The sequence below is a fragment of the uncultured Jatrophihabitans sp. genome (genome assembly GCF_964244045.1).
Taxonomy (GTDB): Bacteria; Actinomycetota; Actinomycetes; order Mycobacteriales; family Jatrophihabitantaceae; genus Jatrophihabitans.
Genome location: NZ_CAXTHK010000003.1, coordinates 122,188 through 135,883 on the forward strand (window position 1 = coordinate 122,188; position 13,696 = coordinate 135,883).

Below are 13,696 nucleotides of genomic sequence, written 5' to 3' on the forward strand. Positions count from 1 at the left end.
CGTTCGGGCCGGGCAAGCCGCCATACCCACGGTTCGCTCCGCAGGCGTCGCTCACGTGAGCACCTTGGCCAGCCGCAGCCGCACGATCGCGGCGAGCTCGCGGCGCACGACCTGGCGCTCGGTGTCGACGTCGTTGTCGAGCCGCTCGTTGAGAGCGTCGAGGATCTGGCGCGGAGTGCGGCCGGTGGCGCACACGAGAAAGACGTGCCCGAAGTGCTGCTCGTAGGCAACGTTGCCCTCGTGCAGCGCGGTGCTGTCGTCGACGGTCGCGGCCGAGGCCGAAGACTGCTCCTGGCGCGACCACGAGGACTCGCGGTCGGCTCCGGCCGCCCGCTCGCCGATGCGCGGGTGCGCGGTCATAGCTTCCTCGACGCCCGTCCACGGCACATCGGCGAGCACCGCGTCCGAGCGCTCGACGACCGCCCCGAACTTCCCGTAGGGCCGGCCGTCGGCGAGCGCCTGCAACCACTGCGTGCTCGCGCAGACCGGCCGGAGCAACTCGACCGCGGCGGGCGTCGAGACGGCGTCGAAGGCGACGACGTTGATCAGGGCCTCGCTCACAATCGCCGATCCTAGGGGCCGGCGGCGGCGGCTAGATCGTCGCGTCGACCACCACGGCCGGCACCGGTGCCGACCAGTAGTAGCCCTGGGCGTACACGAAGCCGTGTTCCCGCGCGGCGAGCAGATGCGCGGCGCCCTCGATGCCCTCGATGGTGGTGCTGATGTCCAGGTCGGCAGCCATTCCGACGACGGCGCGGCAGACCGCGTCGCCGGCTCGGGTGCCGAGCGCGGTCGTCACCGTCCGGTCGAGTTTGATCCCGTTGACGCCGAGCCCGATCAGCCAGTCCAGGCTCGACCAGCCGTTGGCGAAGTCGTCCAGCAGCACGCGCATGCCGGCGTCCTGCAATTCGCGCACGGTCGCGGTGGCCCGTGCAACGTCGGACAGCATCCGCGTCTCGGTGATCTCGATAACGAGCGCCGAAGGGTCGAGCCGGGCCGCCTCGGCGGCCTCGACGAGGTAGGACGCGCCGTCGGGCAGTTCGAGGTGGCGGGTGGACAGGTTGACACTGACCTGCAGCGACGGCTCGGTGCGCCGCCACCGGGCGAGGTCCTCGATGGCCGCACGCGCCACGGCGCGGTCGAGATCGACGACCAGGTCGCTGTCCTCGGCCGCGCCCACGAAGTCGGCCGGGTTGACGAAGGAGCCGTCTGGTCGGCGCCAGCGCGCCAATGCCTCGAAGGCCACCCGGGCGTCGGTGCTGAGCTCGACGACCGGCTGGTACCAGGGCACGATTTCGTCGTTGTCCAGCGCAGCGGCGATCATCGCGCTGACCTCGCGCGAGGCGTCGGTCTCGGCGTTGCGGCGGATCAGGTCGAGCTGATCCTCGACGATCTCGCCGAACTCGGCGAGACGCTGGATGTCGCCGGCCGTGATGTGCCGCGCACGGTTGTCGGCGACGCAGAGGCTGCCGATCATGCTTGCCTCCCGGCTGACCAACGCGACACCCAGGTAGCTGACGGCCACGCCCTGGTGCACGCAGGGCAGGAATCGGTAGCGCTCGTGCTCGCGCAGGTCGTCGACGGCCAGCACTGCGACGCCGTCGTCGATCAGGAACTGGCACATGCTCTCGTTGCGCGGTACGGCGGTGACGCCGCTGCCGTAGTCACCCACGACGGACAGTTCTCGATCGTCGAGAATGTTGATCTGCCCGATCGGAAAACCCAGCGAGCGAGCAGCCAGCGACACGGTCCGCTGCATGCGGGCGACGTCGCTGTCGCTGCCCCGCAGGTAGTGCCCCGCGAGCCGACGCTGGCGTGTCGGATCGGGACTGCGCTTGACAACTCTGGTCATGCTGGCCGCCTCCGCACCGTCCGACAGGAACCCCCTCTTAGGTATCTTGAGTTACTGCGTCGACAGTGTCAAATTCGCGTTAAGAACGGTTCGCGGCGGGACCCACGCGATTGCATTCTCGACATCAGACGTACACCCCGACATGACACGATGTGGCCGATGCCGATCACCGTCTTTCGCGCCGCTCGCGTCGTCACTGGCGGCGACGAGCGCCCGGCGAGCGTCATCGTGCGCGACGGCGTGATCGCCGACGTCGTGGCGGCTGCCGACCCGGGAGGCGCCGAGGTCGTCGAGCTGCCTGCCGACCGGGTGCTGCTGCCCGGGCTGGTCGACAGCCACGTGCACGTCAACGAGCCGGGCCGCACTGAATGGGAGGGCTTCGCGACGGCTACCGCCGCGGCGGCGGCCGGTGGGGTGACGACGATCGTCGACATGCCTTTGAACAGCGTCCCCCCGACGATCGACGTCGACGCCCTGGCCGTGAAGCGCGCCTGCGCTCAGGGGCAGCTCGCCGTCGACGTGGCCTTCTGGGGCGGTGCGGTGCCCGGCAACGCCGACCAGCTGGCGGCCCTGCACGAGGCCGGCGTCGTCGGGTTCAAGTGCTTCCTGCTGCCCTCGGGGGTGGACGAGTTCCCGCCGGTGTCGAGCGCCGACCTCGCGTTGGCCATGCAGACGATCGCCGGCTTCGACGGGCTGCTGATCGCGCACGCCGAGGACGAGCACGTCATCGCCGCCGCCCCCGAGCCGCACGGCCGGCACTACGCCGACTTCGTCGCCTCCCGGCCGCCGCAGGCCGAGGTCCGCGCCATCGAGGCGCTGCTGGCCGAGACGCGACGCACCGGCTGCCGGACGCACATCGTGCACGTCTCAAGCGCCGAGACCCTGCCGCTGCTGCGCGCAGCCAAGGACGAGGGCATGCCGGTGACGGCCGAGACCTGCCCGCACTACCTTGCCCTGCGGGCCGAGGACGTCCCCGACGGCGCGACCCAGTTCAAGTGTTGCCCGCCGATCCGCGACGACAGCAACCGCGACGCGCTGTGGGCCGGTCTGGCCGACGGCGCGATCGACTGCGTCGTGTCGGACCACTCCCCCTGCACGATTGCCGCCAAGCGCCTGGACACCGGCGACTTCGGCGACGCGTGGGGCGGCATCGCGTCCGTCCAGCTCGGCCTGCCGGTCATGTGGACGCAAGCCCGCGAGCGCGGGGTGCCCCTGGCCCGCCTGATGCACTGGATGGCCGAGACGCCGGCCGCCCTGACGGGGCTCACGGACCGCGGGACGATCGCCCCCGGCCAGCGGGCCGATCTGTGCGTCTTCGCTCCGGATGAGACGTTCGTGGTCGACCCTGCGAAGCTGCGGCACCGGAACCCGGTCAGCCCGTACGCCGGCCGGACCCTCTACGGCGTCGTCGAGCAGACGTGGTTGGCTGGGGTTCCGATCACCGACGACGCACGCAGGGGGCAGCTGGTGAGGGCGAGGTGACGGCGAAGGCCGACTTCCGGCGCCTGCCCGACCTCGCGTCACGCACGCTCGGCGGCACGGTGATGTTCTCGAACGACGACTTCTACGCCGACGCCCACCGGCTCATCGCCCCCGGCCCTGCACGACACGACCCCGACCTGTTCGGCGACCGCGGCAAGGTCTACGACGGGTGGGAGACCCGTCGCCGCCGCGGGCCCGACGCTGACGGGGCCACCAGTGACTTCGTGATCACCCGGCTCGGCGTGCCGGGCGTCGTCCGGGGCGTGAACATCGACACCGCGCACTTCAAGGGCAATTACCCGCCGCACGCATCGGTCGAGGCTGCGACCGTGCTCGGCTACCCGACGCTGGACGAGGTGCGCGCCGCCGAGTGGCAGACCCTCGTCGACAAGACCGATCTCGACGGCGACTCGGCCAACGTGGTGCCGGTTGCCGCCGAGCAGCTCGCGACCCACGTCCGGCTGACCATCCATCCGGACGGCGGGGTGGCGCGCCTGCGGGTCTTCGGCGAGGCGGTGCCCGACCCGCGACGCCTTGGCGGCCGCGTCGACCTCGGTGCCCTGGTGCACGGCGGGCTGGTCGAGGCGTGCAGCAACATGTTCTACAGCTCGCCGGCCAACGTGCTGTCGCCCGGCCGGGCACGCGTGATGTCCGACGGCTGGGAGACCGCCCGCCGCCGCGACGACGGCAACGACTGGCTGGTCGTACGGCTCGGTGCGCCGGGCGTGCTGCACGAGGTCGTCATCGACACCTCGCGCTTCGTCGGTAACGCACCGGGTTGGGCGTCGCTCACCGACGCCGAGTCCGGCGTCGAGCTGCTGCCCCGCACCCGTTTGCTGCCCGACACCGAGCACCGCTTCCGGCTCGCTGCCGCCCCGGCCGCCAGCCTCGTCCGGCTCGACATCTACCCCGACGGCGGCATCAGCCGGCTGCGGCTGCTCGGCTCGGTGCCGGACGACGCTCGAGACGCCGTCGCCCGGCGTTGGCTCGACCTGCTGCCGCCCGAGCAGGCTGCGTCGATCGATCCCGTCGACCTGTTCGCCTGATGCTGGACCCGGCACTGTTCGACCGGCTCGACGCCCTGCTCGCCGACGACGACGCCCGCCGGGCGCGGATGTACCCCGGCGCGCTCCCGCGTCGGCAGCCCGTGCACACCGTCTACGTCCCGGCCGACCGCTACGCCGAGCACACCGTCACCGAGTGGCGCGCCGGCGCGCTGGCCGCGCTCGACGAGCACGGGCCACTGCCCGGCGTCGACGCCGCACTCGAGGCCCGGGTGCGCGACAAGCTCGCGGTCGAGCCGATCGAGGACCTGCGGATCGACTTCGAGGACGGCTACGGCATCCGCCCCGACGACGAGGAGGACGCTGCGGCCCGCGCCGCCGGCACCGCGCTGGGCCGCAATGCCGGCACCCCGTTCGTCGGGCTGCGGATGAAGTCGCTGGAGGGCCCCACGCGACGCCGCGCGGTCCGCACGCTGGAACTGTTCCTCGAGGAGCTGTTCGCGTTCGGCAGCCTGCCGCGCGGCTTCCGCGTCACGCTGCCCAAGGTGACGTCGGTGGCCCAGGTCGAGGCCATGGTCGAGCTCTGCGCGGCGCTGGAGTCCGAGCTCGGCGTGGCCCGCCTGCCCTTCGAGATCCAGGTCGAGACCCCGCAGGCCGTGCTCGGCGCCGACGGGACGGCGCTCGTGGCGCGGATGCTGCACTCGAGCGCCGGGCGCTGCGTGGGGCTGCACTACGGCACGTACGACTACAGCGCCGCGCTCGGCGTCGCAGCGGCTTACCAGTCGATGGCCCACCCGGTTGCCGATCACGCCAAGGCGGTGATGCAGGTGGCCGCGGCCGGCACCGGCGTGCCGGTCAGCGACGGCTCGACGAATATCGTCCCGGTCGGCAGCCGCGAGCAGGTGCGCAGCGCGTGGGAGTTGCACCTGCGCCTCGTCCGCCGCTCGCTCGAGAACGGGCTGTACCAGGGCTGGGACCTGCACCCTGCGCAACTACCGACCCGCTTCGCGGCCACGTTCGCCTTCTACGCCGACGGCCTCGAGGCCGCCGCGCGTCGGCTGCGGGACTACCTCGCGCGCTCGTCGACCGGGGTGCTGGACGAGCCGGCCACGGCACGGGCCCTCGCCGGGTTCCTGCATCGCGGGTTGACCTGCGGTGCCCTCGACGAACCGGACGTGCGCCGGCTGGCCGGTGTGGGACCCGACGAGCTGGGAGCTCTCGTCACGGCGTAATTGCGCCGTCTTGACGTCATGCGTTCACGCTGACTGCCGGTCTTTGCCCCTAATACCCGGTATGTCGGATGCCCCGCGCCAAGCTGCGACTGAGACGCGCACAGCGACGTGCCAGACGGCATGATTCGGCGCATTCGTCGGTGTTCAAGGGGTTGATCGTGCGAGGCCAGGGCCGCCATGCCCACAGCAGGGGGGGTCGTAGGCCCACACCTGCCCAGCGCCGGGGCGCGTTCGCCGGTACGGCCGTCACTGCATTGGTGGCTGCTTTCGCCACCCTTGGGTTGCACGCCAGCGCCGCCAGCGCGGCGACGATCAGCTCGCCTGGCCCGCTGACGAACATCACGATCTCCACGGATCTCAACTGCTCGGTCAACCACGTGGGCGATTCGTCCGGCGAGTGGTTCGGCAGTACCGCATGCGGCACCCTGGTCGCGGTCGGCGACCTGCTGTTCGGGCCGGCGAACATCCCGGCCGGCGGGGGCGCCACCGGGAGTTCCGGCTATACGCCGTACACCCCGGTCTCGCAGTCCTCCGACCCTACGGGTGCAGGCACGGCCGAGAACCCTTACAGCATCACCACGACGGTGGCGCTCACCCCAACTCCGCAGCAGGAAGAGAACGCCAGGGTGGCCGGGACGTCGGCGACGGACAGCCCGAGCGAGGCCGACAACCCGACCCGGACCGACAACCCGACCCGGACCGACGATCCGACCCAAATCGTCGATCCGACTCCGACCGACGATTCGACCTCGAACAACCCCACGGGCAGCGCGAACTCGACGGGCGAAGCACCTGCGAGCGTTACAACCGACCCCACCCAGACCGACGACCCCACCCAGACCGACCCCAGCGACAGCACGAGCTCGACGAACCAGTCCGCCCCGGGTCAGATCAACGAACCCACCCAGACCGACCCCAGCGACAGCACCACCTCGGTCGAATCGTCGTCGGCGACGGAAGCTGCGCCGGCCGCAGCCCGGTACCGGCCACTGGCCGAGGGGGATCCAGCCGACGCCACCAGCAGCTCCAGCGGGTCCGCCAGTGAGAGCACCAGCGACGCCGACGAGCCGGTCGACGACACCAACTCGTCCGACGACACCGAGTCCGTGGCCGCGTTGGCCGAGACGACGCCGTTGCTCACCCTCACCGAGGTCGACACCTACGTGACCGGCGAGGAGAGCTATCGCACCAGCGTCACCCTGAACAATCCGGGCGGCGAGCCCGTCGACGCGATCATCTACCGCGCTGGCGACTGCTACCTGCAGGATTCGGACACCGGGCTCGGCGCGCTCCAGAACGGCGACTCGCCGGTGTGCCAGGCCGAGCCCGACTCGACCGATCCGAACCGCATCGAGGCGATGTACCCGCTGACCTCGGGCAGCCACTACCTCGAGGACAACTTCGACACAGTCTGGACTGCGCTCGGAGCCAAGACTGACCTTCCTGACACGATCTACCAAGGCAGCACCGACAACGGCCTGGCCCTGAGCTGGGGCAAAACAGTCGCACCCCAGGGCTCCACCTCGATCGCGGCGGTCACCACCTTTTCGCCGATCGGCGCGGCCCCGCTGACCTTCACCAAGACAGCTGACTCAGGCACGGCCACCCCCGGCGCCTCGGACGGCTACACCGTGATGGTGAGCAACCCGGGCGCGGTGCCAGCCACCTTGACCTCGGTCACCGACACGCTGCCGGCCGGATTCAGCTACGTTCCGGGGTCGTCAACAGCGGCGTTCGGCACGCCGACGGTGACCGGTCAGACAGTCACCTGGAATCCGCAGAATGTCGTCGTGCCCGCAGCGGACACCAGTCCGGGGACGCAGCAACTGCACTTCGACGTCACGGTGTCCACGACCCCAGGTACGTACACGAACTCAGTCACCGGAGAAGCCAGCTCGAACGAGCAGGCCGTCACCGTCTTCCCTGCGGTGGACACTGCCCCCATCACAGTCAGCGCCACCACATCGTCGGTCAACGCGGTCAACGACGCCTACGGCACCCCCGAGAACACGAGCCTCACCGTCGACGCACCGGGCGTGCTCGGCAACGACACCGGCCCGTCGGACACCCTCAGCGCGACCAAGCTGACCGACCCAACACACGGCACCCTGACCTTCAACACCAATGGCTCGTTCACCTACACCCCGAACGAGGGCTACACCGGGCCGGACTCCTTCACCTACCAGGCCCAATGCTGCGAAGGCTCCTCCTCAACGGCCACCGTGAGCATCACCGTCACCGATAGCAGCACGCAACCCACCGAGACCCCGACTCCGCCGTCGCCAACCGCCACCACACCGACGACCAGCACACCGCCAACCACCACACCGCCAACCACCACACCGCCAACGACGACACCGCCGACCACCCAACCGCCGGTCACCCAGCCCCCGGTCACCCAGCCCCCGGTGACCAACGAGCCGTCTTCGCCGAACACACCCGCCGTCACCACCCCGTTGCCGCAGGTCGTCCCGACGGCCGTGACCGAACCGTCAAGCTCGACGGTTCCCACGCCGCCGACGCAGGAGCCCAGCACGCCGGTGACGAACCCGCCCGCGAGCAGTGGCGTTGATTCACTGCGGCTCACCGCCCCGTCGGTCATCCCCGGCGGAGCTCTGCGCGCGGCCGGCATGGGCTGTGCGCCGAACAGCGCCGTTCAGCTCACCATCGCCGGACGGCCGGTCGGTAGTGGGACGGCCGACGCCGGCGGCCGGTTCACGGTGCCGGTCTCGACCACCGGTCTGGACGTCGGCTCGTACCGCGTCACGGCGACCTGCGGTGACCGCCAGTTGGCCGCCAACGTCGCCCTCGTCTACGTGACTGCCAACTCCAACGCCCCGACGGCACAGGCCCTGGTCGTGGCCGCGACGCTCGCCTTCTTCGTGCTGCTGCTCGGATTGATCGCCCGCCGCCCCACCTGATCGGCCCCCGGGTGCTGCCCGGGTGGTGCCGGGGAGGCGTGTTGATCACGTGTGCGCGGCTACCGCCCGCTTACCGCCGACGGAACCGGCCATCCCGCGCGCCAACCCGATCGACTTCGGCGACGGATGTCCCCACATTCACGTCGTCATTCACGCTGTCCGCCCGTCCCCATGCCCGAACGGGTCAAAGGGCGGACAACTCGGCCGGAGCAGCAGGCCGGAGCGGCGGGCGGGTCAGCGCAGGACGGGTGTGCGCTTGTTGATGCGGATGACGCGTCGGTAGGTGCCTGCGCGGGCGGCGGCCACCCCGAGTGCGATCCCGAACAGCGCACCGAGCACCGCGCCGACGATCGCCGTCGCGACACTGAGCTGGTAGCGACCGAGCACCCAGGCAAGACCGCTGAGCACCGCGCCGAGCAGCGCGCCGACGAGGCCCTGGCCCAACGCCGCCGACACCCGCCACTTGCCGAACTTCCACAGCGGGCGGGTGAGCGACTCGAGGTAGGCAAGGGCGAAGAGGACGGCCAGGACGAGCACGACGCCCGGGATGGTCAGGAAGCCGCTCTTGCTCGACTTCAGCGAGAAGTGTCGTTCGGCCACCGTCGTCTTGTCCGCGCTGCGCAGTTGCAGGTCGGCGTCAACGGGTCCGCCGACCAGGTACTTGGTCGAACCGAGTTTCAACGCAGCGCTGGACCCGGATGAGCTGCGGACGAGCGTGGCGTCGTCGGATGACCCGATCGATACCCCGTGCACCGTCAGAGTCGCGCGGGCGGTGGTCACACCCGCCGGGACGTTGCTGATGGTGAGCGGGATGTCCGAGCCCAGGTCGGCGGTGACGTCGCCCCCTCCGCTCACGTCGGTGCCTGCGACGGTCACAGCGCCAGTGGTCGTTCCGGACCCGTCCTTCGACGTGCCCAGACCGATCCACGTCACTACGAGCAGCAGGACGAGCAGCACTCCGGCCAGCGCGACCTCGAGGGCCGGGCGCCGCGGCACGTCCAGGATCTGGCGCACCGGCACCAGCGGCTGGGGCTTGGCCAGGATGGCGATCGATCCGACGAGGTGTTCGGAGTTCGCCGGCCGCACCGAGGGCAGCGCGGGGGCGGGGATCACCTCAGCAGGAACGATCTCGCCCGAGACGATCTCCCCGGAGTCGAAGCGCGCAGGCGGCCCGGCCTGGGCCGCGGGAACCGGCAGACCGGCGCCGCTGGACATGAAGTCCGGACGGGCAGGCGGAGCCTCGCCAGCGGGCAATCCGGGCTCGCGGCGCGTCTCGCGTCCGTCATGATCACCCTGGGCGAACAACCCGCCCGCTTGCGTCCTGGGCGACCGGTCGACCGTTTTCGGGGACTGCTGCACGGTGTTGGGTGACTGCTGAACCGTCGCCGGCGAGCTGTTCACCGTGCTTGCCGAACCGCGGCGCAGGCCCGGGCTGGTGAGCGTGCTCATCACGCGGTCCGACCCGATGACCCGCAGGCCCGACGCCGAATACCAGTCGCCGCCGAACCCGTCGACCGCCGCCTCGCCGATCGCGACCGCGAACTCCTCGGCGGTGCCGAAACGGTCCGCCGGCTCCCTTGCGAGGGCTCGCATGACGACGTCGGCCACCTGGCGGGGCACCTGGGGGGCGGTGTCCTGCAGCGGGATCGGTGCCTCGTGCAGGTGCCGGTAGACGATGGCCAGGCCGCCGCCCTCCTGGGAGTAGGGCAGTTGCCCGGAGAGCAGCTCGTACAGCATGACGCCGGCGGCGTAGACGTCGGCTGCGGCCGTCAGGTTGCCACCGACCGCTTGCTCGGGCGCCATGTAGGCCGGGGTGCCCAGGATGTCGCCACTGCTGGTGGCCACCGCGTCGGCACCACCGATCACCTTGGCAATACCGAAATCAGTGACCTTGAGGTGCCGGTTCGCCGTCAGCAGCAGGTTCTCGGGCTTGACGTCGCGGTGCAGCACCCCGTTGACGTGCGCGTGGTGCAGCCCCGCCGCAGCGGCAACCACGATGACGCAGGCATGGCCCGGGTTCATGCCCTCCTTGCGGAAGACGTCCCAGACGGTGCCACCGGGCAGGGACTCCATGACCAGCAGGCACAGGCCGTCGGCCTCGACGAAGTCGTAGACCGGGACGATGTGCGGGTGATCGAGCGCGGCGAGCACCCGCGCCTCGGTGACGAAGCGGTCGCGGATCTCTTCGTCATTGGCGAACGCGGGCGGTAGTTGCTTGATCGCGACCTCGCGACCCAGCCGCTTGTGCCGACCGCCGTAGACGATGCCGAAGCCGCCACGTCCGAGTTCGGTGCCGATCTCGATGCCGGGCAGGGCCGCGGCGAGGGTGCCCGCTGCGGTCATCGTTGGTCGCGGTCGTCGGGCCGGAACTGCGATCCGAAGATCGAGTCCACGTCGGACCGCGAAGCCTGAACGGTGGTGTCGCGACCGGGCTCGGCGTTGGAGTCCGGTGCCGCGGACGGCAACTGCCCCTGCTCTTCGCCACCCAGTGCAGGCGGGTGCTGGGGACCGGCGTCGACCGCCGACTGGGGCGTCGCCGTCCCGAGCTCGGGCTGCGCGCCGTGGCGGTCGAGGTACCGATCGTCCGAGCCGCCGCTGATGCGCGCGTACTGACGTTCGCGCGCGGCGATGAAGTCCGCTTCCTCGTCCGGATCAACGAGGCGCGGGCCGGGCGTGATGTAACCGACGGCGAGCCCGATCGCTCCAGCGCCGAGAACGAACGGTGCCCAGACGGCAGCGCTGGGAGTGAGCAGGCGCAGGGCCGAGACGCTGAAGGTCAAGGCCAGCCCGACACCGAAACCGGCAGCGCTGAACTGCACACCGCGCTGCCACCGGTTCGCCGGCAGGGCCCGCCGGCTGACCCGGTAGAGCAGCGACACGAGCCACAGCAGCGTGATGGCGGCAATGGCCAACCCGAAGATGCCGTAGATCGACGTCAGCTTGCCCTTGACGTCGACGGTGATGTCCTTCGAGACGATCTCGTCAGAGTTGCGGTCGAGCAGCGCGACCTCGGTAGGCAACAGCCCGTCGGCCTGATCGGCCAGCCCGGTGAGACCGACCTGGAACTTGGTGCTGCGCGAGCTGTTGGGCGCGATCACGAGGTTCAGTTGCGTATCGAAGCTGAAGAAGCTCAACCCCATGACCCGACCCTGGACCCGCGCCGCGGCGATGGTGACCGCCCGCGTGGAGCTGTTGCGCACTGTCAGTGCCACCGTCAACGGTGAGCCACGACGCAGCACCAGTGGGTCATTGGTGCTCAACGACGAGGTCGACCGCCCGTTGAGGGTGGCACTGAAAGACACTGAAGACGCCGCTTGTGCCGCCGTGACCGGCAGCGTCAGCAGCGCACCGGCCACCAGCGCTGCCGCCCACAGTCGTATCGCAAACCCACGCATGGCGACGACCGTAAACCCCCACTGCGTCCAAATGAATAGCGTGCAGTCGACGCTCCGAGATCCGGCACTCAAGGCCCAGGTGCATATCGGACAGAACCGGTAAACCCTGCGGATCTGTGCTGCGGCGCGGCGTACTGGCCGGCGCGGCTGGTGGACAGCCCCATTCGCACGAGGGACTCGGCGGCGCCGGCCGCAGCGGCCACGTCGTCGATCACCGGGACGCCGAGTTCGTCCTGCAGCGCGGCCGCGAGCCCGGCCATGCCAGCACAGCCGAGCACAATGACGTCCGCTCCATCGGACTCGATGGCCTCGCGCGCCTCGTCGCGTACCTGCTTGAAGGTCTCCGGATTACCGTCCAGATCGAGGACGGCGATCTCGGTGGCCCGCACGCTGCGGCACTGCGCACGCACGCCGTAACGATCGAGCAGCCGCTGCGTGTGCGGCACCGTGCGACGCAGCGTGGTGATCACGCTGAACGCCCCGCCGAGGTAGCCCGCCGTGCGCATCGCCGTCTCGGCGATGCCGACAACGGGCCCGGTCGCCAGCTCACGAACAGCGTCCAGTCCCGGGTCACCGAAGCAGGCCAGGACGTAGGCGTCGGCCCGAGGCCCGGCCGCGATCTCGTAAAAATAGGTGCCCTTCTCGTCGAGGGTGAACAGGTCGTCGACGATGATCTCCTGCTTGCGGATCAGGTAGAAGTCGCAGATCAGGCCTCGTTGGTCGGGCGCGGGTGATAACCCGCCTTGATCTGCGCACCGCCCAGGTCGGCGGCGCCGGCGCCCGGTGGTTGGCTTGTCGAAGCGACCGGCGCGGCGGCCGGACTCGTGAGCTGGTCGGCGGTCTGGGTCATCGGCACTCCTCGGGTGAGGGCGGAGAGCGGGACGGCGCCGGCCCGGTCGTTCGGGCAAACCTGAGACGCGGGTGTTGCCCGTCGATGACCGAATCGATATTTCCGGCGGATATATCCGCCCCTCAGCACAGCAGTTCGATCAACACAACGGGCCGGTTTCGCGGGGCACCGAGACCAGCGCCTCCTGCAGGCGGCGGTAGTGCAGCGCAGACGCTTCGGTGAGCGCGGCCGCGTCGCGCGCCAAAAACGCCGCGAGGATGACGTCGTGGTCGGAGCAGGCGCTGCGTCATGTCCGCGGACACGAAGGACATCGGCTGCAGCGGCTCGGTGATGTTCCACGCGGACTCGAACATGCGCAGCAAGCGGTGCATGCGCGACGGCGCGGCCAGGGCCACGTGGAAACGCCGGCTCTTGCGGTCGTGACCGCGCGAGTCGCCGCGCAGGATCGCCGTGCTCAGCGCGTCGTGCGCGGCAGCCACCTCGGCGTCGTCGGCCGGTGTGGCCTGCCGTACGGACACAGCCAGCGCCGCGCCCTACAGCGCCTCGCGCACCACGTAGAACTCGACCAGCTCGTCGTGGGTCAGTTGGCGACGACGTACCCCGCCCGTGGTCGATGGTCGACCAGTCCCTCGCCGACCAGCGTCTTCAGCGCCTCTCGCACCGGAATGCGGTTGACAGCGAACCGCCCGGCCACGTCGTCGACGTTGATGACGACTCCGGGCGGCGCATGACCCGCCAGGATCACCGTCCGCGACTCGTCGAGCACCACCTCGTGCACGGTGCCCTCACGGTCGACGGCGAGCCTGAGCAACCACGGCGCAGGACGTCGACGCGATGTCACCCGGGGCAAGCTAGTGCGCAGGTGTTACACCGCGAAGTCCGAAGCCCTGGCGCCCCTCGCGCGCTTGTCCGTCAAGATGGTCGCGAAAAGTCGGTCTGGCGCGACCATCTCGACGGACA

11 protein-coding genes are annotated in these 13,696 nt (G+C 70.3%); 4 read left to right on the forward strand and 7 right to left on the reverse strand.

The annotated features are described in order from the left end of the window. Window positions 1-51: 51 nt before the first annotated feature. Together uraD and ACFFC4_RS03735 are read right to left on the reverse strand one after the other, a co-directional pair. Window positions 52-561, reverse strand: a complete 510-nt coding sequence (gene uraD / locus ACFFC4_RS03730) for a 2-oxo-4-hydroxy-4-carboxy-5-ureidoimidazoline decarboxylase (protein ID WP_375497913.1) — start codon at window positions 559-561, stop codon at window positions 52-54. Window positions 562-592: 31 nt separating this feature from the next. Beyond that, window positions 593-1,852, reverse strand: coding sequence for an EAL domain-containing protein (locus tag ACFFC4_RS03735; protein ID WP_375497915.1), 1,260 nt, complete (start codon window positions 1,850-1,852; stop codon window positions 593-595). Between the two features lie 159 nt (window positions 1,853-2,011). Between ACFFC4_RS03735 and allB the strand changes: the two genes are divergently transcribed. The 4 genes from allB (at window position 2,012) to ACFFC4_RS03755 (ending at window position 8,491) form a co-directional block, all read left to right on the forward strand. Continuing rightward, window positions 2,012-3,334 carry an allantoinase AllB gene (gene allB / locus ACFFC4_RS03740; RefSeq protein WP_375497917.1) on the forward strand — a complete coding sequence of 441 codons (1,323 nt, stop codon included), beginning with the start codon at window positions 2,012-2,014 and terminating at the stop codon, window positions 3,332-3,334. Further along, window positions 3,331-4,380, forward strand: a complete 1,050-nt coding sequence (gene alc / locus ACFFC4_RS03745; protein WP_375497919.1) for an allantoicase — start codon at window positions 3,331-3,333, stop codon at window positions 4,378-4,380. Before allB ends, alc begins: the two co-directional genes overlap by 4 nt. Next, window positions 4,380-5,570 carry a DUF6986 family protein gene (locus tag ACFFC4_RS03750; RefSeq protein ID WP_375497921.1) on the forward strand — a complete coding sequence of 397 codons (1,191 nt, stop codon included), beginning with the start codon at window positions 4,380-4,382 and terminating at the stop codon, window positions 5,568-5,570. Before alc ends, ACFFC4_RS03750 begins: the two co-directional genes overlap by 1 nt. Window positions 5,571-5,827: 257 nt before the next feature. After that, window positions 5,828-8,491, forward strand: coding sequence for an Ig-like domain-containing protein (locus ACFFC4_RS03755; RefSeq protein WP_375497923.1), 2,664 nt, complete (start codon window positions 5,828-5,830; stop codon window positions 8,489-8,491). Between the two features lie 234 nt (window positions 8,492-8,725). On the opposite strand, the gene ACFFC4_RS03760 is transcribed toward ACFFC4_RS03755, so the two are convergent. The 5 genes from ACFFC4_RS03760 to ACFFC4_RS03780 form a co-directional block, all read right to left on the reverse strand. Beyond that, window positions 8,726-10,834 (reverse strand): protein kinase, encoded by a 2,109-nt coding sequence (locus tag ACFFC4_RS03760; RefSeq protein WP_375497925.1) that lies wholly within the window; start codon window positions 10,832-10,834, stop codon window positions 8,726-8,728. Next, a complete protein-coding gene (locus tag ACFFC4_RS03765) occupies window positions 10,831-11,886 on the reverse strand; it encodes a hypothetical protein (protein ID WP_375497927.1) in 1,056 nt (351 codons plus the stop codon). The genes ACFFC4_RS03760 and ACFFC4_RS03765 overlap by 4 nt, the downstream gene beginning before the upstream one ends. 68 nt (window positions 11,887-11,954) lie before the next feature. Next, window positions 11,955-12,794, reverse strand: coding sequence for an aspartate/glutamate racemase family protein (locus ACFFC4_RS03770; protein WP_375497929.1), 840 nt, complete (start codon window positions 12,792-12,794; stop codon window positions 11,955-11,957). Window positions 12,795-12,858: 64 nt separating this feature from the next. Beyond that, the gene (locus ACFFC4_RS03775; protein ID WP_375497931.1) at window positions 12,859-13,254 is read right to left on the reverse strand and encodes an FCD domain-containing protein; all 396 of its coding nucleotides are present in this window, start codon (window positions 13,252-13,254) and stop codon (window positions 12,859-12,861) included. 62 nt (window positions 13,255-13,316) lie between these two features. Beyond that, window positions 13,317-13,577, reverse strand: a complete 261-nt coding sequence (locus ACFFC4_RS03780; protein ID WP_375497933.1) for a GntR family transcriptional regulator — start codon at window positions 13,575-13,577, stop codon at window positions 13,317-13,319. Window positions 13,578-13,696 lie beyond the last annotated feature (119 nt).